General features: G+C 74.5%; 20 protein-coding genes. 5 read left to right on the top strand and 15 right to left on the bottom strand.

Annotated elements, in window-relative coordinates:
* Nucleotides 1–3: 3 nt before the first annotated feature.
* The 6 genes from JOE68_RS17325 to JOE68_RS17300 all read right to left on the bottom strand — a co-directional run bounded on the left by JOE68_RS17325 (nucleotide 4) and on the right by JOE68_RS17300 (nucleotide 5,673).
* A complete protein-coding gene (locus tag JOE68_RS17325) occupies nucleotides 4–552 on the bottom strand; it encodes a NuoB/complex I 20 kDa subunit family protein (RefSeq protein WP_204843375.1) in 549 nt (182 codons plus the stop codon).
* Nucleotides 553–564: 12 nt separating this feature from the next.
* On the bottom strand, nucleotides 565–930 hold the full coding sequence (locus JOE68_RS17320; protein ID WP_033428518.1) for an NADH-quinone oxidoreductase subunit A: 366 nt from the start codon (nucleotides 928–930) through the stop codon (nucleotides 565–567).
* A gap of 347 nt (nucleotides 931–1,277) precedes the next feature.
* Nucleotides 1,278–2,555 carry a geranylgeranyl reductase family protein gene (locus JOE68_RS17315; RefSeq protein ID WP_204843374.1) on the bottom strand — a complete coding sequence of 426 codons (1,278 nt, stop codon included), beginning with the start codon at nucleotides 2,553–2,555 and terminating at the stop codon, nucleotides 1,278–1,280.
* A 103-nt stretch (nucleotides 2,556–2,658) separates the two neighbouring features.
* On the bottom strand, nucleotides 2,659–3,345 hold the full coding sequence (locus tag JOE68_RS17310) for a demethylmenaquinone methyltransferase (RefSeq protein WP_204843373.1): 687 nt from the start codon (nucleotides 3,343–3,345) through the stop codon (nucleotides 2,659–2,661).
* Between the two features lie 118 nt (nucleotides 3,346–3,463).
* A complete protein-coding gene (locus tag JOE68_RS17305) occupies nucleotides 3,464–4,573 on the bottom strand; it encodes a glycosyltransferase (protein WP_204843372.1) in 1,110 nt (369 codons plus the stop codon).
* Nucleotides 4,570–5,673 (bottom strand): glycosyltransferase family 4 protein, encoded by a 1,104-nt coding sequence (locus JOE68_RS17300; protein WP_204843371.1) that lies wholly within the window; start codon nucleotides 5,671–5,673, stop codon nucleotides 4,570–4,572. The genes JOE68_RS17305 and JOE68_RS17300 overlap by 4 nt, the downstream gene beginning before the upstream one ends.
* Before the next feature lie 155 nt (nucleotides 5,674–5,828).
* On the opposite strand from JOE68_RS17300, the gene JOE68_RS17295 reads away from it, so the two are divergent.
* Nucleotides 5,829–6,653: an inositol monophosphatase family protein gene (locus tag JOE68_RS17295; RefSeq protein ID WP_204843370.1), complete on the top strand. Its 825-nt coding sequence runs from the start codon at nucleotides 5,829–5,831 to the stop codon at nucleotides 6,651–6,653.
* Nucleotides 6,654–6,793: 140 nt separating this feature from the next.
* Here the strand turns inward: JOE68_RS17295 and JOE68_RS17290 are convergent, their stop codons facing one another.
* Genes JOE68_RS17290 through JOE68_RS17260 form a run of 7 tightly spaced genes read right to left on the bottom strand, consistent with a single transcriptional unit; the run spans nucleotide 6,794 to nucleotide 11,608 of the window.
* Nucleotides 6,794–7,420 carry a hypothetical protein gene (locus JOE68_RS17290; RefSeq protein WP_204843369.1) on the bottom strand — a complete coding sequence of 209 codons (627 nt, stop codon included), beginning with the start codon at nucleotides 7,418–7,420 and terminating at the stop codon, nucleotides 6,794–6,796.
* Nucleotides 7,421–7,438: 18 nt separating this feature from the next.
* Nucleotides 7,439–8,473 carry a 1,2-phenylacetyl-CoA epoxidase subunit PaaE gene (paaE, locus tag JOE68_RS17285; RefSeq protein ID WP_204843368.1) on the bottom strand — a complete coding sequence of 345 codons (1,035 nt, stop codon included), beginning with the start codon at nucleotides 8,471–8,473 and terminating at the stop codon, nucleotides 7,439–7,441.
* Nucleotides 8,474–8,968, bottom strand: a complete 495-nt coding sequence (gene paaD / locus JOE68_RS17280; RefSeq protein WP_204843367.1) for a 1,2-phenylacetyl-CoA epoxidase subunit PaaD — start codon at nucleotides 8,966–8,968, stop codon at nucleotides 8,474–8,476.
* The gene (gene paaC / locus JOE68_RS17275) at nucleotides 8,962–9,843 is read right to left on the bottom strand and encodes a 1,2-phenylacetyl-CoA epoxidase subunit PaaC (RefSeq protein WP_204843366.1); all 882 of its coding nucleotides are present in this window, start codon (nucleotides 9,841–9,843) and stop codon (nucleotides 8,962–8,964) included. The genes paaD and paaC overlap by 7 nt, the downstream gene beginning before the upstream one ends.
* Entirely contained in the window at nucleotides 9,840–10,124 is a 285-nt protein-coding gene (paaB, locus tag JOE68_RS17270) for a 1,2-phenylacetyl-CoA epoxidase subunit PaaB (RefSeq protein WP_204843365.1), read from the bottom strand. Before paaB ends, paaC begins: the two co-directional genes overlap by 4 nt.
* The gene (gene paaA / locus JOE68_RS17265; RefSeq protein ID WP_204843364.1) at nucleotides 10,121–11,065 is read right to left on the bottom strand and encodes a 1,2-phenylacetyl-CoA epoxidase subunit PaaA; all 945 of its coding nucleotides are present in this window, start codon (nucleotides 11,063–11,065) and stop codon (nucleotides 10,121–10,123) included. Before paaA ends, paaB begins: the two co-directional genes overlap by 4 nt.
* Nucleotides 11,066–11,107: 42 nt before the next feature.
* Nucleotides 11,108–11,608 (bottom strand): DUF3592 domain-containing protein, encoded by a 501-nt coding sequence (locus JOE68_RS17260; protein ID WP_204843363.1) that lies wholly within the window; start codon nucleotides 11,606–11,608, stop codon nucleotides 11,108–11,110.
* A gap of 12 nt (nucleotides 11,609–11,620) precedes the next feature.
* On the opposite strand from JOE68_RS17260, the gene JOE68_RS17255 reads away from it, so the two are divergent.
* The 3 genes from JOE68_RS17255 to JOE68_RS17245 are packed head-to-tail and all read left to right on the top strand — an operon-like array spanning nucleotide 11,621 to nucleotide 14,570.
* Entirely contained in the window at nucleotides 11,621–12,868 is a 1,248-nt protein-coding gene (locus JOE68_RS17255) for an isochorismate synthase (protein WP_204843362.1), read from the top strand.
* 44 nt (nucleotides 12,869–12,912) lie between these two features.
* Complete coding sequence (locus JOE68_RS17250) at nucleotides 12,913–13,461, top strand: RNA polymerase sigma factor (RefSeq protein ID WP_307819720.1); 549 nt, start codon at nucleotides 12,913–12,915, stop codon at nucleotides 13,459–13,461.
* On the top strand, nucleotides 13,458–14,570 hold the full coding sequence (locus JOE68_RS17245; protein ID WP_204843360.1) for a CU044_5270 family protein: 1,113 nt from the start codon (nucleotides 13,458–13,460) through the stop codon (nucleotides 14,568–14,570). Before JOE68_RS17250 ends, JOE68_RS17245 begins: the two co-directional genes overlap by 4 nt.
* 70 nt (nucleotides 14,571–14,640) lie before the next feature.
* On the opposite strand, the gene JOE68_RS17240 is transcribed toward JOE68_RS17245, so the two are convergent.
* Nucleotides 14,641–16,134, bottom strand: a complete 1,494-nt coding sequence (locus JOE68_RS17240; RefSeq protein ID WP_204843359.1) for a M1 family metallopeptidase — start codon at nucleotides 16,132–16,134, stop codon at nucleotides 14,641–14,643.
* A 57-nt stretch (nucleotides 16,135–16,191) separates the two neighbouring features.
* Complete coding sequence (menD, locus tag JOE68_RS17235; RefSeq protein ID WP_204843358.1) at nucleotides 16,192–17,820, bottom strand: 2-succinyl-5-enolpyruvyl-6-hydroxy-3-cyclohexene-1-carboxylic-acid synthase; 1,629 nt, start codon at nucleotides 17,818–17,820, stop codon at nucleotides 16,192–16,194.
* Between the two features lie 162 nt (nucleotides 17,821–17,982).
* Here menD and JOE68_RS17230 point away from each other — a divergent pair, with 162 nt between their 5' ends.
* The gene (locus JOE68_RS17230; protein WP_204843357.1) at nucleotides 17,983–18,894 is read left to right on the top strand and encodes a 1,4-dihydroxy-2-naphthoyl-CoA synthase; all 912 of its coding nucleotides are present in this window, start codon (nucleotides 17,983–17,985) and stop codon (nucleotides 18,892–18,894) included.
* Nucleotides 18,895–18,898 lie beyond the last annotated feature (4 nt).

The raw sequence follows: 18,898 nt of genomic DNA, 5'->3' as shown, positions 1-18,898 counted from the left end.
CGCTCACTTCTTCGCAAACCGCTGGGAGGACGGGATGAGCTGCGTGGTGCGGCCGGACTCGGCCAGCAGCGCGGCGCGGTTCGCGCCCAGCGGCTCGTCCATGATCTTGGCGTGGATCTTGAGGATCGCGTCGATCAGCATCTCCGGCCGCGGCGGGCAGCCCGGCAGGTACATGTCGACCGGCACGACGTGGTCGACCCCCTGCACCACCGCGTAGTTGTTGAACATGCCGCCGCTGGAGGCGCACACGCCCATGGCGAGCACCCAGCGCGGCTCGGGCATCTGGTCGTAGATCTGGCGCAGCACCGGGGCCATCTTGTTGGTCACCCGGCCCGCGACGATCATCAGGTCGGCCTGGCGCGGGGACGCTCGGAAGACCTCCATGCCGAACCGCGCGAGGTCGTAGCGCGGACCGCCGGTGGTCATCATCTCGATGGCGCAGCAGGCGAGCCCGAACGTGGCAGGCCAGAGCGAGGACTTGCGGGTCCAGTTGACCAGCTTCTCCACGCTGGCGAGCAGGATGCCGTTCGGGAGCTTCTCTTCGAGACCCACGGGTCTTCCCCCTCAGTTCCAGTCGAGGCCGCCGCGCCGCCACACGTAGGCGTACGCGAAGCCGACCGTCGCGACGAACAGTGCGATCTCCACCAGGCCGAACAGCCCGAGCCGGTCCGCGGAGACCGCGAAGGGGTAGAGGAACACCATTTCGATGTCGAACAGGATGAACAGCATCGCCGTGAGGTAGTAGGCGACCGGCATGCGGCCACCGCCCACGACGGGCTGGGGTGACGGCTCGATGCCGCACTCGTACGCGTCGAGCTTCGCGCGGTTGTAGCGGCGGGGACCGATGTACGGCGCGGCCGTCACGGAGAACAGCGCGAAGGCCGCGGCGAGGGCGAACATCAATACGAGGGGGAGGTAAGGGTCCAGCACTCTCCGTCGTCCTTTCCTCGCGTGTCGCGGTGGTGGTGCACCGCCGACCGTTGCGCACCCTAAGGGGTGTTCCGGCGTCCTCCGGAAGTTAGGCGCGCCTAACAATCCGCAGGTCGCTTGTGAAACACTTCACAAGGCATCTCAGCCGGTTGTGAACTGATTCACAAGACCTACGGGCCAGTGTAGAACGTCACACAGAGGCGTGACGGGCACCCCCTGCACACGCCTGACCAGGCACTTGGCGGCGCTGGAGGACCCCTGACGGGCTACCGCGTGAACCGGGACACATCCGAAACGGAACAGCGCCGACACGGATGTCGGCGCTGCTGCAGTCAGGGGTAGGTCGATTAGGCCGTTGGGGTGAGTTTCGTGGCCGCCGTGATGAGGCGGTCGAACGAGTCCCCGTCCTTCGGGTCGTAAAGGCCGGCGAGCAGCTTCAGGACCAGTTTCATCAGCGTTTTGCGAGGTAGGCCGTACTTCGTGGCGGTGCGCATGATGGTCGGGTGGCCGATGAGCCGGCTGAAGACGTTGCCCAGCCGGTAGTAGCTGCCCAGGGCCTGCTCGATGCGCACCGGGTAGCCGTGCAGCGCGCGCTCCCGGCTGCGGCCGGTGCGGGCCAGCGCCTGCACCACGGTCTCCGCCGCGATCCGGGCCGACTCCATGGCGTAGCCGATGCCCTCGCCGTTGAACGGGTTCACCATGCCGCCCGCGTCACCCACCAGCAGCAGGCCGTCGCGGTAGTGCGGCTTGCGGTTGAGGCCCATCGGCAGCGCTGCGCCGCCGATGCGGCCGGTGGCGTTCTCCTCGCGGAAGCCCCACTCCTCGGGCGTGCCGTCGAGCCAGGACCGCAGGAGGGCCCGGTAGTCCGTGGTCCCGTACGCCTTGGAGGTGCTCAGGATGCCCAGGCCGACGTTCACCGTGCCGTCGCCCATGCCGAAGATCCAGCCGTAGCCGGGCAGCAGGACGTCGTTGGCCCGGTCCCACAGCTCCAGGTGCGACTCCAGGTAGTCGTCCTTGGTGCGGGGGCTGGCGTAGTAGCGGCGGACCGCGACGCCCATCGGCTTGGCGTCGTCCTTCTGGATGCCGACGCTGAGCGCGAGCCGCGCGCTCACCCCGTCGCAGCCCAGCACGACCGGCGCGCGGTAGGTGACCGGCTGCCGGTCCGGGCCGGCCTTGGCCGTGACGCCGACGACCCGGCCGCCCTCGGTCAGCGCGCCGGTGACCGTGGTCTCCTCGTGCAGCCGGGCGCCCGCCTGCCGCGCGACCCCGGCCAGCATCTCGTCGAAGTCCTGCCGGGGCCGGACCACGCCGTAGGGCGGGAACGTCGCCAGGTCGGGCCAGTCCAGCTCCAGCGTGACCCCGCCGCCGACGACCCGCAGGCCCCGGTTGTGCAACCAGCCGGCCTCCTCGCGGGTGTCCACGCCCAGGTCGACGAGCTGCTTGACGCCGCGCGGCGTCAGGCCGTCGCCGCAGACCTTCTCGCGGGGGAACCGGGACTTCTCCAACAGCAGCACGTCCAGGCCCGCACGGGCCAGGTAGGCGGCGGCGGTGGAACCCGCCGGGCCCGCGCCGACCACGATCACCTCGGCGTCCTCGCCCGCCCCGCGGCGGCTGGGAGTCGTCATCCCCGCTCCTTGTGCATGGATTCACAAAGTCGGGGCCGAGTCTACTTGCGGGTTGCTGAGAGGCGGCGTTCCCGGCCCCGGACGGCCTCCCGGGCGCCGCGGGTCAGGGCTTGGTGGCCCGGTGGAGGGCCACCACCCCGCCGGTGAGGTTGAGCCAGGCGACGTCGTCCCAGCCGGCCCTGGCGATGACCTCGGCCAGCGCCCGCTGGTCCGGCCAGGCGCGCATGGACTCGGCGAGGTAGTGGTAGGCGTCGGGGTTGGACGACACGAACCGCCCGATGAACGGCAGCACCCGCAGCAGGTGGCGCTGGTAGACGAACCGGAACGGCCGGAACGTCGGCGTGGAGACCTCGCAGACCACCAGCCGCCCGCCGGGCCGGACCACCCGGGCCATCTCCCGCAGCGCCGCCTCGGTGTCGGTGAAGTTCCGGATGCCGAACGAGACGGTGACGGCGTCGAACGCCCCGTCGGCGAACGGCAGGTGCAGCGCGTCGGCGGCGACCTTGGGCACCGGCCGGTGCGCGCCGCCCAGCAGCATCCCGAGCGAGAAGTCGGCCGCGACGCACCAGGCGCCCGACGAGGCGTACCGGACGGTCGAGACGGCGGTGCCGGCGGCCAGGTCCAGCACCCGCTCGCCGGGGCGGGCGTCGAGCACCCGCCTGCTCCACTCCCGCCAGCGCCGGTCGAACCCCAGGGTCATGACGGAGTTCGTGCGGTCGTAGCCCTTGGCCACGCCGTCGAACATCTCGGCGACCTCGCGGGGGTTCTTGTCCAGACCTGCGCGCGACATGGGGAAAGACTAGGTGACGCCCACCCGCCGCGGCATCCCCGCCCGCCCCGCCGCGGCGGCCCCGGGACCGGGCGGTTCCCCGGCCGCGGCGCCCGCCGCCGCAGCGGGCCCGGCGGCCTCAGACCACGCGCAGGGCCGCCAGCATCCCGTCCACCGCCGCCTGCCACGGGTACTCCTCCGCCCGGGCGCGGGCGGCGGAGCGGCGGGCCGGCTCGGGGTCGTCCAGCAGGGCGCTCACCGCACCGGCGAACGCCGGCGCGTGGTCCGGCACGGCCGCGCCGCAGCCCGGCCGCACGATCTCGCGCAGGGCCGACGACGCCGACACCACCACCGGGGTGCCCGAGGCCAGCGCCTCCAGGGCCGCCAGGCCGAACGTCTCGTGCGGGCCCGGCGCCAGGGAGACGTCGGCGGTCGCCAGCAGGTCCGCCACGGCGGCCCGCGCGCCCACGAAGCCCAGGAACGTCACCGGCAGCCCCGCCGCGCGGCGCTCCAGCGCCTCCCGGCGCGGCCCGTCACCGGCGACGACCAGCCGCACGCGGTGGCCGGCGGCGTGGAGCTCGGCGGCCGTGTCGACGCTGCGCTCCACGTGCTTCTCCGGCGAGAGCCGCCCGCAGTGGACCAGCAGCGCGTCCGCGCCGCGGGCCAGCTCCGCCCGCAGCGAGCGGTCGTGGCGGGCCGGGGTGAAGGTGCGCAGGTCCACGCCCAGGGGCACGCGGGCCACGTTGCGGGCCCCGATGCGGTCGAACTCCTCGCGGGCGAAGTCGGTCGTGCACACCACCGTGTCGTACGAGGCGGCCATCCGGGCGTTCGCCCGGTCCGCGCCCCACCGCGCCCAGCCGGGCGGCAGCAGGAACTGCTCCAGCAGGCGGTCCAGCCGCTCGTGCGAGATCACCGCGCTGGGCACCCCGCGCGCCGACGCCCAGCGGCCCATCCCGCGCAGCGTCAACCGGTCGGAGACCTCCAGGCGGTCGGGGCGCAGACGCTCCAGCAGGGCGCGCACGCGCCACGGGTCCACGGCCCGGTAGCCGCCCGTGCCCGGGATGCGCGGCGCGGGCAGGGTGACGCGGCGCACCGCGGGCGCCAGCCGCTCGTCCGCGTGCGCCGGGCCGGGCACGACGAGCACCACCTCGTGCCCCGCCGCCGCGTACCCGGCGCCCAGGTGGTGCAGGGCGGTGCGCAGACCGCCCGAGCGGGGACCGTAGAAGTTCGCCAGCTGCACGATCCTCATGCAGCGCGCCGCTCCGGCACGGCCAGGACGGCCGCGTAGTGGTCGAGCAGCTCGTCGCACACCGCCGACCACGTGCGGCCCCGCACCCAGCGGCGGCCCGCGACGCCGAACCGCTTGCGGCGCAGCGGGTCGCGCAGTTCGAGCACGGCCTCGCGCAACCCGTCGTCGTCGGCGAACAGGTAGCCGGTGCCGGGCCGCACGAGGTCGCGCGGCCCGCCCGCGTCGGGCGCCACCACCGGCACGCCGCTGGCCTGCGCCTCCTGCACGGCCTGGCAGAACGTCTCGTGCGGGCCGGTGTGCACGAACACGTCCAGCGACGCGTACGCCGCCGCCAGCTCCGCGCCGCCCCGGAACCCGAGGAACGCCGCGCCCGGCAGCTCGCGGCGCAGCGCGGCCTCCTCCGGCCCCTCCCCCACCACCACCAGGCGGACCCCGGGCACGTCGTTGAGCACCCGCAGCCGGTCGACCCGCTTCTCCGGCGACAGCCGGCCCACGTACCCGACCAGCAGCGAGCCGTCGGGGGCCAGGTCGCGGCGCAGCGCGTCGTCCCGCCGGGAGGGCGCGAACAGGTCCACGTCCACGCCCCGGCCCCACCGGTGGACGCGCGGCACGCCGTGCTCGCGCAGCGCGTCCACCGCCCACGTCGACGGCGCGAGCGTGCGGTCGGCCTGCGCGTGCAACCGGCGCGTCCACCGCCACGCGGCGCGCGCGGTCAGGCCGAGGCCGTAGTGCCCGGCGAACCCGGCGACGTCGGTCTGGTAGACGGCGACCGTGGGCAGGCCGAGCCGGCGCGCCGCCGACAGCCCCCGCGCGCCCATCACGAACGGGCTGGCCAGGTGCACGACGTCGGGCCGGAAGTCGGCCAGGGCGGTGAGCACCCGGCGGGTCGGCACGCCCACCGGCAGGGAGCTGAACCGCGGCAGGTCCACCGCCGGGACGCGCACCACGGGTGTGCCGTCGTGCCGGTCGGCGCCCGCGCCGGGTGCGACGACCAGGGCCCGGTGGCCGCGCGAGCGCAGGTGCTCCAGCACCCGCAGGACGGAGTTGGTCACCCCGTTGACCTGGGGCAGGAAGCTCTCGGTGACGATCGCTACGCGCACGTCGATCACCTTGCGGTGCCCAGGACACGGTGGCGTGACGGATCGGGGAACGCCGGCGGAACTCCTCGCGTCGCGGTTGACGTTGACCCGGAGATCGTCATCGCTTCACCTGGTGGACGCGTCGCGGACACCAGGAGCGGTGACACTAGTGCGGCATGACCGTCTTGTCGTCCCGACCCGCTCAGCCCGTCGATCCCGGACTGGTGTCGATCGCGCTGGAGACAGCGGGCCGTCTCGCCAACGACGCGTCCGACGTCATCATGGCGACGGCGGGCCGCGGCGCCCGCCCCGCCGACGGCACGTCCCCGTTCGACTGGGTGACCGACACCGACCGGACCCTGGAGCGGCACACCCGGCGGGTGCTGACCGCGGAGTTCCCCGACATCCCGGTGTTCTGCGAGGACACCGACGCGGACGTGGCCCCGGAGGTCGGGTTCCGCTGGGTGGTCGACCCGGTGGACGGCACGGCGAACTACGTCGCGGGCGTGCCGTGGTGCGCGTACAGCCTGGCCCTGGTGGACCGCTGGGGCCCGGTGGTGGGCGTGGTGGCCGACCCGTACCGGGCGCAGATCTACGCCGCCGCGCGCGGGCGCGGGATGCGGGCGAACGGGACGCCGGTGAAGCTCGGGGGGCAGCCGGTCAGCTCCATCGTCTGCACGGAGATGACCCGCACGGGCCCGTGGCCGGGGATGGGCGAGTTCATCTCGCGGGCGGCCGTGTCCGGGACCGGCGTGCGGGTGCTCGGGTCGAAGGCGCTGGCGGTGGCGCAGGTGGCGCTGGGCCACGCGGCGGCGGCCGTGCTGCACAGCTACCACGAGTGGGACGTGGCCGGGGCGGTGGCGCTGGCGGTGGAGTCGGGCGCGGCGGTGCTGGACCGGCGCGGCGAGGGCGCGTCGCTGCCGGTCGACGGCCTGCTGGTGGCCATGCCGGAGGTGGCGGAGGAGGTCCTGGAGTGGTGGCAGTCCTCGATGGCCCGCTAGCCGCCGTGCCGTAGGATCACCCCGCCGGTCCCAGTAGGGGCCGGAAGTGGGCCCGGTTCACCCGCCGGACGACGGGTTGCCGGGCTTCGCGCTGTCCGGGGCCGGCCACGGGGTGGAAGTGCCCACCGGCGGCATTCGGCCTAGTCGCTCAGGTGCGGCAGCTGGCGCTCCAGCATCTCCAGGTGCACCCGCACCGCGTCCAGCGAAGGCCGGCTGAACATCTGGAGGGCCACCCGCCCCACCTCGTCCTCGAACGCGGTGAAGTCCCGCACGACCGCGTGCAGCCGCGCGGACACCGGGTGGTCGCGGTCGGCGCCCAGGGCGCGGCCCAGGTCGGCGACGCGCCGCACGCCGCCCAGCTCCCCGTCGAACTGCGCGGCGATCCGCACCATCCACTCGCGCGCCGCCGACGGCGGCACGGTGGCGACCACCGCGTGCACCCGCCGCACCGCCAGCTCGGCCCGCGCGACCAGCGCCGCCCACCGGTCGGGCACCGCGGCGGGAGCGGGCGGCGGCAGCGGCGGCGGGGGTGGCGGGACGTGCGGCAGGACGGGCCGCCGGTTCCTGGTCCGCACCGCGCCCACCACGAGGCCGACCAGGGTCCCGGGCACGCCGCCGAGCAGCACGGACACGAAGCCGATCGCCACGAAGTCGACCAGGGACGACGGGTCGGGCGAACTCGTCCCGGAGGCCGTCAGCACCAGCACCATGAACGACGCCATCGCCAAAGTGCCGATGAGCAGACCCAGCAGCACCGATCGCCCCATGTCGGGCATGGTGCCAGATCAGGCGTCGAAGTCGACGGTGACCGCCGGTGACGCCGGCAACGACTGGCAGGTCAGCACGAAGCCGGCGGCGACCTCGCGCGGCTCCAGGGCGTAGTTGCGCCGCATGTCCACCTCGCCCGCGACGACCCGCGCCCGGCACGTCCCGCACACGCCGCCCTTGCACGCGAAGGGCAGGTCGGACCGCACCCGCTGGGCCGCGTCGAGGATCGGCACGTCGGGCGGCAGCGGCACCGCGGTGGTCCGGCCGTCCAGGACCACCGTGCCCTCGGCGGCCGAGGTCAGGACCTCCTCGGCGCGGCGCGGCGGTGGCGGCGGCTCGTCGACGTAGAACAGCTCGTGGTGCACCGCCGACGGGTCCGCGCCCAGCGACGACAGCACGTCCCGCGCGTCGCGCACCATCCCGTGCGGGCCGCACAGCCACCACTGGTCGACCGACGCGAACGGCACCACGGTGGCGAACAGCGCCCGGAGCTTCGCGGCGTCCAGCCGGCCGCTGAACAGCTCCACGTCCCGCGGTTCCCGGGACAGCACGTGGACCAGCTGCAGCCGCGCCGGGTAGCGGTCCTTGAGGTCCGCCAGCTCCTCCGCGAACATCACGGTGTCGGCGCGCCGGTTGCCGTACAGCAGGGTCACCCGAGCGCCGTCGGCCAGCACGGTGGCCGCGATGGACAGCGCCGGCGTGATGCCCGAGCCGGCGACGACGAGGCCGTGGTGCGCCGCGGGCACGGGGGTGAACCCGCCCTGCGGCGGCAGGACCTCCAGCACGTCGCCGCGCCGGACCCGGTCGACCAGGTGCTCGGAGAACAGCCCGCCGGCGACCCGCCGCACGCCGATCCGCGGCGGCGAGCCCTCCGGCGCGCAGATCGAGTACGACCGCCGCTCCTGCCCGATGCGCAGCGTCAGGTGCTGCCCGGCCCGGAACGCGAACTCGTCCGCCAGGCCGGCCGGCACGTCGAGGGTGACCGCGACGGCGTCCTCGCACAGCCGGTCGACGGAGGCCACGGTCAGCTCGTGGAACACCGGCCGCGCCATCTAGATCTCCTTGAGGTGCTCGAAGGGCTCCGCGCAGTCCGCGCACCGCCGCAGGGCCTTGCACGCCGTCGACCCGAACCGGGACAGCTCCTCGGTCCGCGCCGACCCGCACCGCGGGCAGGCGACCCGCCGCACCGGCGGCGCCAGGTTCAGCGGCACCGGGCCGCCCGCGGCGCGCGGCCCGATCCGCGCCGGCGGCGCGATGCCCGCCTCGGCCAGCTTGCGCCGGCCGTCCTCGCTGATCCAGTCGGTGGTCCAGGCGGGCGCCAGCGACAGCCGCACCTCGACGTCCCGGTAGCCGGCCGCGCGCAGGGACCGCCGCAGGTCCGCGCCCATCTCCTCGACGGCGGGGCAGCCCGAGTAGGTGGGCGTGATGGTCACCAGGACCCGCCCGCCCTCCTCCACGACGTCGCGCAGCACGCCCAGGTCGGCCAGGGTCAGCACGGGCAGCTCCGGGTCGCGCACCCGCGACGCGACCTCCAGCGCGGTCACCACGTCGCACCCGGCAGCGAGCGGTGCACGTGCTGCAGCTCGGCCAGCAGGTAGCCCATCGCCTCGGTGTGCACGCCGTCGCGGCCCGCCCGCCCGTCGACCCGCGCGGCCGGCACCGGCTCCGGGCGGCGGAGCAGGGCGGCGGCGAACACCGCGTCCAGCACGTCGTCCACCTCGGGGCGCAGTCGTGCCGGGTCCACGCCCAGCCGCAGCTCCACCGGGTGCGCGGTGAACAGCTCGGCCACGTACGGCCACACCCGCTCGACGCCGGCCTGCACCCGCTCGTGCGACTCGGGCGTCCCGTCGCCCAGCCGCACGACCCACTGCGCCGCGTGGTCGCGGTGGTAGGCCAGCTCCTTCAGGCCCTTGGCGGCGACCGCGGCCACCACCGGGTCGGGGAACGCGAGCAGCCGCCCGTACTGCGCGACCTTCCACGACGAGAACACCAGCAGCCGCGCCATCGTGGTCGCGAAGTCGCCGCCGGCCGTCGGGCCGCACTCGATCTCCGCGAGGTGCACGTTGCGGAAGTCGCGCTCGTCGCGCAGGTAGGCCAGCGCGTCCTCGTCCCGCCCCGCGCCCTCGGCCTCGCCCGCGCGCGTCAGCAGCAGCCGGGCCTGCCCGAGCAGGTCCAGGGCGATGTTGGCCAGCGCCACGTCCTCCTCCAGCTCGGGCGCGCGCGAGCACCACTCGGCCAGCCGCTGCGCCAGCACCAGCGCGTCGTCGCCGAGCATCAGGCAGTAGGCGAACAGGTCTTCCCCGGCCAGGTCGGGCGGCAGCGCGCGGTCGACGCCCGGCAGCGCCTCGGAGAAGCCGGTGCCGAACGCCCAGTGCGCGTCCTCGTGGTCGATCAGCGACTCGTAGGCGTTGTCGAAGCTCATAGGTGCGGCACGTCCTCGGGGATCGCGTAGAACGTCGGGTGCCGGTAGACCTTGTCGCCGCTGGGCGCGAAGAACGGGTCCTTCTCGTCCGGTGACGACGCGGTGATCGCGGCGGCCGGCACGACCCAGATGGACACGCCCTCGTTGCGCCGCGTGTAGACGTCGCGCGCGTTGCGCACGGCCATCTCGGCGTCCGGCGCGTGCAGGGAACCGACGTGCACGTGGTTGAGCCCGCGCTTGCCGCGCACGAACACCTCCCACAGCGGCCAGGACGAGCTCATGCCGCACCTCCCCCGGGCCGGGCGGCGGTCGCGCGCTTGGCGGCGTGCGCCGCGGCGGCGGCGCGCACCCACTCGCCGTCCTCGTGCGCCTTGCGCCGGTGCGCGACGCGCTGGGCGTTGGCCGGGCCGTTGCCGCCGACGACCCGCCGGAACTCGTCCCAGTCCGGTTCGCCGAAGTCGTGGTGCCCGCGCTCGGCGTTCCACCGCAACTGCGGGTCGGGCAGCGTCACGCCGAGCCTGCGCGCCTGCGGCACGGTCATGTCGACGAACTTCTGGCGCAGCTCGTCGTTGGTGTTGCGCTTGATCCGCCACGCCATCGAGCGCTCGGTGTTGGCGCTCTCCGAGTCCGGCGGGCCGAACATCATCAGCGACGGCCACCAGAACCGGTCCACCGACTCCTGCACCATGGCCCGCTGCGCGTCGGTGCCGCTCATCATGGTCATCAGCAGCTCGTAGCCCTGCCGCTGGTGGAAGGACTCCTCCTTGCAGATCCGGATCATGGCCCGCGCGTACGGGCCGTAGGACGTCCGGCACAGCGGCACCTGGTTGCAGATCGCCGCGCCGTCCACGAGCCAGCCGATGGTGCCGACGTCGGCGTAGGACAGCGTGGGGTAGTTGAAGATCGAGGAGTACTTCTGCCGCCCGGAGATCAGGTTCTCGGTCAGCTCGCCGCGGTCCGCGCCCAGCGTCTCGGTCGCGGCGTAGAGGTAGAGCCCGTGGCCCGCCTCGTCCTGGACCTTGGCCAGCAGGATCGCCTTGCGGCGCAGCGAGGGCGCGCGGCTGATCCAGTTGCCCTCGGGCTGCATCCCGATGATCTCCGAGTGCGCGTGCTGCGCGACCTGCCTGATCAGCGTCCTGCGGTAGCCGTCGGGCATCCAGTCGCGCGGCTCCACGCGCTGCTCCGCGGCCACGGCGCGCTCGAACTCCGCCTCCGGGTCCATGCGACCGATGTTACATCCGGAGGCGGTATTCGGGAACAAGTGTCACAAGCGCCGGCGGATCCACCAGACCAGCGGCAGCAGCACCGCCCACACGGCGAGCAGGAACGTCGAGATCGGCAGGATCGCCAGCGCCCAGGTGCGCTCGGCCACCCGCGCCAGCTCCGGGTCGGCGGTGTCGTACTCGATGCGGACCAGCTGGCCGGGCTCCAGCCCGTCCGGGTACAGCACGCCCTGCTCCGGGCTGTGCACCGCGCCGTCCGGCGTCGCGAACCGGACCACCGTGCGCTGGAACGACACCGAGACCACCTCGGCGGTCGCCCGGCCGAGCCTCTTCTCGATCGCCAGGTCGTTGCGCAGGCACGCGGCCAGCAGCACCACGCCGATCAGCGTCACGACCGCGCCGAGCACCAGCAGCGCCCGCACGGCCGGCAGCCCGAACCGCCGGCCGCCGCCGATCCTGCCCAGCGGGCCGGGCGCCGCGTTGTCCACCACAGCTGAGGAGTCTAGGGCCGGCCGGGCGCGGAATCTCAGGGGCGAGTCCATACCCTCGGTCGCGTGACCACAGCTCCCCTCCCGCGGGCCCGGCGCCGGCTGCCCGTGCGCACCCGGCCGGCGCGGGTCGCCGGCCTGCTGGGCAGGCTGCCCGCGCCGACCGGGGCGCTGGCCTGGGTGCGCGAGGGGTCCGGCCTGGTCGGCTGGGGCGAGGCCGCCCGCTTCGAGGTGTCCGGGCCGGACCGGTTCGCCGCCGCCGACGACTGGTGGCGGGAGTTCGCCGCGGGGCTCGACGTGACCGACGAGGTGGGCGCGCCGGGCACCGGTCCCGTGGCGTTCGCCTCGCTGGCCTTCGCCGACCGGCCCGGCCACTCGGTGCTGGTGGTGCCCGAGGTGGTGGTCGGCGTCCGGGCCGGCCGCGCCTGGGTGACCACGATCGGCGCCGCCGCCGCCGCGCCGGTCCACCCGGTGCGGCGGCCCTCGGCCGTGCGGTACTCCGACGGGCGGCTGCCCGTGGCGGCGTACCGGGAGGCGGTGGGCGCCGCCGTGCGGCGGATGCGCGCGGGCGAGCTGGCCAAGGTGGTCCTCGCGCACGACCTGCTGGCGGTCGCCGACGCCCCGATCGACCAGCGCTTCCTGCTGGCCGGCCTGGCCCGCCGCTACCCGCGGTGCTGGGCGTACGCGGTGGACGGGCTGGTCGGCGCGACCCCAGAGCTGCTGCTGCGCCGCTCCGGCGCGGTGGTCGAGTCGCGGGTGCTCGCGGGCACCACCTGGCCGCGCGAGGGGGCGACCGGCGACGAGCTGGCGGCGGCCCTGCTGGCCTCCGCGAAGGACCGCGAGGAGCACGAGCACGCGGTGGCGTCGCTGACCGGGGCGCTGCGGCCGTTCTGCGGGTCGCTGTCGGTCGACGGGCCCTCGGTGCTGCGGCTGCCGAACGTCTCGCACCTGTCCAGCGACGTCGTGGGCGCCCTGCGCGAGGCGGGCGACCCGCGCGCCGCGCCGTCGCTGCTGCGCCTGGCCGCGGCCCTGCACCCCACGGCGGCCGTCGGCGGCACGCCGCGCGCCGAGGCCGTGGCCGCGATCGCGGAGCTGGAGGGCCTGGACCGGGGCCGGTACGCGGGCCCGGTCGGCTGGGTCGACGCCGCCGGCGACGGGGAGCTGGGCGTCGCGCTGCGCTGCGCGCTGGTCGAGGGCCGCACGGCGCGGCTGTTCGCCGGCTGCGGCGTGGTCGCGGGGTCGGACCCGGACGAGGAGGTGCGGGAGGCGCACGCCAAGACGCGCCCGCTCCGCGAGGCCCTCGAAGGGCTGTGACCGAGGACACCGGGACGCCGGCGGGTCCCGCGGCCAACCGGTGTGTGACCACAGCACTGGAGAAACCGCCGGACCTGCGCGGGCCGGACGTCGCGGGCGTGTTCGCCGAGCTGTTCGACGCGCACGCGCGGCAGCTGCGCGGGTACCTGGCCGGTCGGGTCGGCGAGTCCGCCGCCGACGACCTGGTGGCCGAGACGTTCCTGGTCGCGCTGCGGCGGCGGCACAGCTACGACCCCGAGCAGGCCCCGATCAAGGGCTGGCTCTACGGCATCGCCACCAACCTGGTGCGCGAGCACGTCCGCAAGGAGGTGCGCGGCCACCGGGCCGGGCTGCGGGCCGTCGGCCGCCCCGAGCCCGACCACGGCGCGTTCGTCGCCGACCGGGTGGACGCGCAACGGGCGTCCCGGGTGATCGCGCGGGCGCTGACCGACCTGCGCGAGGAGGACCGCGACGTCCTGCTGCTCACGTCGTGGGCCGGGCTGTCCCCCGCCGAGGTCGCCGAGGCGCTCGGCGAGCCCGCCAGCACCGTCCGCTCCCGCCTGCACCGGGTCCGCGCCCGGCTCCAGGCGCTGCTCACCGAGGAGACCCGATGACGCACGAACTCGACGAAGCCCTCGACCGGATCAACCACGCCGCCCGGACCGCCGACGCGCCGCTGGACGACGTCCGGGCCCGCGTGCTGGCCGCCGCCGCCGCGGAGCAGGGCCCGCAGCGCACCGGTCGCCGCTCCCGGCGGTGGCTCCTGCCCGTCTCCGCCGCCGCGGCGGCGGCCCTGGTCGTCGGGGTCGTGGCGACCAACGGCGCCGAGGCGCCCCGGCGGGGCGACGACGTCGCGGCCGGGACGCCCACCGCGACCTCCGCGCCGCAGGTGCGGCTGATCTCCGCGCAGGAGGCCCTGAACACCGCGGCCGACGCGATCAAGGCCGTCGACCCGGTGCTCGCGCCCGGCCAGTACCGCTACATCTCCGCGCACTCCTGGAACGCGCACGGCACGCAGTTCGGCGCGCCGGCGGGCGACCCCGACCAGTCCCCCCGGGGCTTCACGTACCTGAAGGAGACCGCCCGCGAGGTGTGGATCCCGCAGGACCAGTCGCAGGACTGGCTGGAGCGGCGCAGCTGGCTGCCGGGCCTGGAGTGGCTGGGCGGCAACGTCCCGCGGTCCGAGGCGCCCGAGCCCAAAGCGCTGGACACCGACACCGGTGAGCGGCGGGGCAAGTGCGGCGACTTCTTCCCCGCCTCCCAGCCGACGAAGCTCTGCGGCGACCCGACGGACTGGGACAACCCGGAGTTCTACACCACGCTGCCGCGCGACCCGCAGGCCGTCGTGGAGTACCTGCGCACCGCCACGGCGCACCGCGGCTCGGCCCCGGCGACGATGTTCCACTGGGGCGTGGAGCTGCTGCGCGCCGGCCTGATGCCCGCCGACCTGCGCGCCTCCTGGTACCGGGCGCTGGCGCTGCTCGACGGGGTGCAGGTCCACGACCAGGCGGTCACCCTGGACGGCCGGACCGGCGTGGCGATCGGCATCCAGGACGAGAAGGAGCGCCGCGACCTGATCGTGGACCCGGCGACCGGCGAGTTCATCGGCGAGCGCACCGTGGCCGGCCCGCAGCCGCACTACCCGTGGATCGCCCCGGGCACCGTGACGGGGTACAGCTCGATCACGACCAAGGTCGTCGACGGGATCGGCCAGACCGGCTGACCCGTCCTGCGAGGACCGTGGCCGCGTCCCTTCGGGGGGACGCGGCCACGGGCGCCCCGCGCGCCGGGGCTCAGCGCGCGTGCCCGGCGAGCAGCTCGTGCGTCTCGCGGATCTTCTTGAACGACTTCGGCTCCGCCACGGGCGCCTCGGCGGCGAACGTCGCGCCACCGGGCGCGGCGGCCGGCTTGCCCTTGGTGAACAGCCACGTCCGGAACAGCTCGTCCAGCTGCTGACCGGACACCTGCTCGGCCAGCGCGACGAACTGCTCGATGGTCGCGTTGCCGTACCGCTTGGCCTGCGTCCACCGCTTCAGGATGGTGAAGAAGTCCTCGTCGCCCACGGCGACCCGCAGCGCGTGCACGGCCAGCGCGCCCCGGTCGTAGACGGCGCCGTGGAACTGGTCGGCCGCGCCCGGGTCACCGGGCAGGACCTGCCAGAAGGGGCTGTCGGCCGGGTAGAGGTCGTAGGTGTACTGCGCGTTCTCCTGCGCGGTGCCCTCCCCCACGTGCTCCGACCACAGGAACTCCGCGTAGCTGGCGAAGCCCTCGTTCAGCCAGATGTCCCGCCAGCGGTGCACCGACACCGAGTCGCCGAACCACTGGTGGGCGCTCTCGTGCGCCACCACGTAGGTGTTCGCGCCGCGCCGGAAGAACGCCGGGGAGTAGGTCGAGCGGGTCTGGTTCTCCAGCGCGAAGCCGATGCCCGGCGTGACCACGCCGCCCTCCGCCTCGAACGGGTAGGGGCCGAAGCTGCCCTCCAGGAACTCGGTGACCTCCGGGGTGCGCTCGATGCTGGCCCTGGCCGCGCCGTCGTCCTCGCCGAGGTCCGCCGAGTACGCGTTGAGCACCGGCCGGCCGCTCGGCGCGGTGGACTGGCGCACGTCGAACTGGCCGATCGCCACGAACGCGAGGTAGGTGGCCTGCGGCTTGAGGCTGCGGTAGCGCCAGCGGGTCCAGCCGTTGATCTGCTTGGCGGTCCCGCCGAACAGGCCGTTGGAGATCACCTCGACGCCGTCCGGCACGGCCACCGAGACGTCGAAGGTCGCCTTGTCCGTCGGGTGGTTGTTGCTCGGGAACCACCACGGCGCGACGTCCGGCTCGTCGATCGCGACCGCGCCGTCGGCGGTGCGCTTCCAGCCCGTGAAGCCGTCGACGACGCGGCTGGACGGGACGTCGGAGTAGGTGACGACGATGGTCAGGTCGGCGCCCTTGCGCACCTGGACCCTCGGGTCGACGACCAGCTCGCCGCCGCTCCGGGTGAACCGGGCCGGCCGGTTGTCGACCCGGACGGAGGCGACCTCGAGCGCGAAGTCGAGGTTGAACCGGGTGAGGTCCTGGGTGGCCTTCGCCAGGATCGTCGTGGTCCCGGACAGGTTGTCGTCCGACGGTCGGTAGTTCAGCCGGATGTCGTAGTGGGAGACGTCGTAACCGCCGTTGCCCGCGTTCGGGTAGTAGGGGTCTCCGATGCCCGGCGCGCCCGGTTCCGCGGCGGAGGCGGTGCCCGCCAGCAGCAGCAGTGAAGCCGCCGTGGCGGTGCCTAGCGTGAGCTTCGCTCTGAGGGACATGGGGGCGAAGCTAACTCCGCCCCGGGGGGCGCTGTACCCCCGTAGGTAGGTTCCCGGCTACTGGAAGGCCGTTGACACCGCCGACCTGAGCCGGGCGTGCAGGTCGCGCAGCCCGGCGCGCTCCGCCCGGACCTCCACGACCCGGAGCCCGCGCGGGACGGTCAGCTCCCGGGCCAGCTCCTCGGCGTCGCCGACGGCGGTGTGCGGGACGTGGTGCGCCGCGCACAGGTGCGCCAGGTCGACGCCGTGCGGGGTGCCGAAGACCCGCTCGAACGCGTCCGCGTGCTGCGGCGCGCCCTGTTCGAGCAGGGTGAAGATGCCGCCGCCGTCGTCGTTGAGCACCACCACGGTCAGGTCCGGGCGCGGTTCGCCCGGGCCGATCAGCAGGCCGTTGGCGTCGTGCAGGAACGTCAGGTCGCCGATCAGGGCGACGGTCGGCCCGCGGGTCAGGGCGATGCCGGCGGCCGTGGAGACGCTGCCGTCGATGCCCGCGACGCCCCGGTTGGCGTGCACCCGGACGTCCTGGCGGGGCGCGGCCACCAGGTCCACGTCGCGGACCGGGTTGGACGAGCCCAGGAACAGGTCGGTGTGCGCGGGCAGCGCCGCGACCAGGTCCCGCGCCACCTGGAGGCCGGTCGGCCAGGGCTGCCTGGCCAGCAGCTCGTCGACCACGTCGGCGGCGGCCTTGTCGGCGTGCTGCCACGCGGTCAGCCAGTCGTGGTCCACCTCGTGCTCGCCCGGCGCCAACCCGATCGAGGTGTGCGTGGCGGCGAACTGCGGGTCGGGCCAGTCCGGCGCGTCGGACAGGACGTGGACGACGCCGGTGCCGGCGATCAGCTTCATCACTCCGCGTGACAGCGTCGGGCGGCCCACCACCACCACGGCGTCCGGCTTCAGCTCATCGGGCAGCTCGCCGGCGTTGAGCAGCAGGGTGCCGTGGCGCAGGCCGTGGCCGGTGGGCTCGGCGATCACCGGCCAGCCCGCGCGCTCGGCGAGGTCGGTGATGCCCTCGCCGCCGTCGACGCCGTCGCCGACGACGACCAGCGTGCGCGGGCCGAGGTGGTCGGCGGGGTGCAGCGAGCTGCGCACCGGCGCGGCCACCCGCGTCCAGGGCATGTCGAACGGGCGGCCGTCCAGCGGCTCGACCCACTCCTCGCCGTCCGGCACCAGGGGCTCCCGGAAGGGCACGTTGACGTGCACCGGGCCCTGGTCGCGGGCGTTGGCGACGGCCCGGCAGACCAGGGAGCGCCACAGGCCGTTCTGGCCGCGCCGGCGCTCGGCGATGGGGAACTGGAGGGTGTCGACGCCGAGGACGCGCTGCTGGTCGACGGTCTGGCTGGCGCCCGTGCGGTACAGCTCGACGGGGCGGTCGGCGGTCAGCGCGATGACCGGGACGCGGGCGTGCCGCGCCTCCAGCACCGCCGGGTGCAGGTTCGCGACCGCGGTGCCGGAGGTGCAGGTCACGGCCGTGACCTCGCCGCTGCCCTTGGCCAGGCCCAGCGCCAGGAACCCGGCGCTGCGCTCGTCGACGCGGACGTGCAGGGTGAGCCGCCCGGCAGCCGCGGCCTCGGCCAAGGCGAACGACAGCGGGGCGTTGCGCGAGCCGGGGCTCAGCACGACGTGCCGGACGTCGTTGCGGACGAGTTCGTCGACAAGCACCCTGGCTTGCGCGGTGGACGGGTTCACCCGAACATTGTCGCTCAGTCCACGAACAGGTGATTCCGCTTGCTGAGTCGAACAGCAGTTCGGATCATGGTCGTCGGGCTCGCACACTGCGCGAACGCGCCGACCGGGCCGACCGGCGGCCTGGGCTGCTCTCAGGTTCGGGCCGGGCCTATTGTCCGTGCCGTGGCAGATCACGGCGTCTCCGAGCTGTTCGACCCGACCCGCTGGAAGCAGGTCGAAGGCTTCGACTTCACCGACATCACCTACCACCGCGCGGTGGACCAGGGGACGGTGCGCATCGCGTTCGACCGCCCCGAGGTGCGCAACGCCTTCCGCCCGCACACGGTGGACGAGCTGTACCGCGCGCTGGACCACGCCCGGATGAGCCCGGACGTGGGCTGCGTCCTGCTCACCGGCAACGGCCCGTCACCCCGCGACGGCGGCTGGGCGTTCTGCTCGGGCGGCGACCAGCGCATCCGGGGCCGCAGCGGCTACCGGTACGCCTCCGGTGAGACGGCCGACACCGTCGACCCGGCCCGCGCGGGCCGGCTGCACATCCTGGAGTGCCAGCGCCTGATCAGGTTCATGCCGAAGGTGGTCATCGCGGTCGTGCCCGGCTGGGCGGCCGGCGGCGGCCACAGCCTGCACGTGGTGTGCGACCTCACGCTGGCCAGCGAGGAGCACGCGCGGTTCAAGCAGACCGACGCCGACGTGGGCAGCTTCGACGGCGGCTACGGCTCGGCCTACCTGGCGCGCCAGGTGGGCCAGAAGTTCGCGCGGGAGATCTTCTTCCTGGGCCGGGCGTACAGCGCGGCCGAGATGCAGCGGATGGGCGCGGTGAACGCGGTGGTCCCGCACGCCGAGCTGGAGTCCACCGCCCTGGAGTGGGCCGAGGGCGTCAACGGCAAGTCGCCGACCGCGCAGCGGATGCTGAAGTACGCCTTCAACCTCATCGACGACGGCCTGGTGGGCCAGCAGCTGTTCGCCGGTGAGACCACCCGCCTCGCCTACATGACCGACGAGGCGGTGGAGGGCCGGGACGCGTTCCTGGAGAAGCGCCCGCCGGACTGGTCCGACTACCCGTACTACTACTGAGGCG

The sequence above is a fragment of the Saccharothrix algeriensis genome, assembly GCF_016907655.1.
Classification (GTDB): Bacteria; Actinomycetota; Actinomycetes; order Mycobacteriales; family Pseudonocardiaceae; genus Actinosynnema; species Actinosynnema algeriense.
Note: the sequence above shows the minus strand (reverse complement) of the source record. Positions and strands in the feature narration are given on the sequence as shown.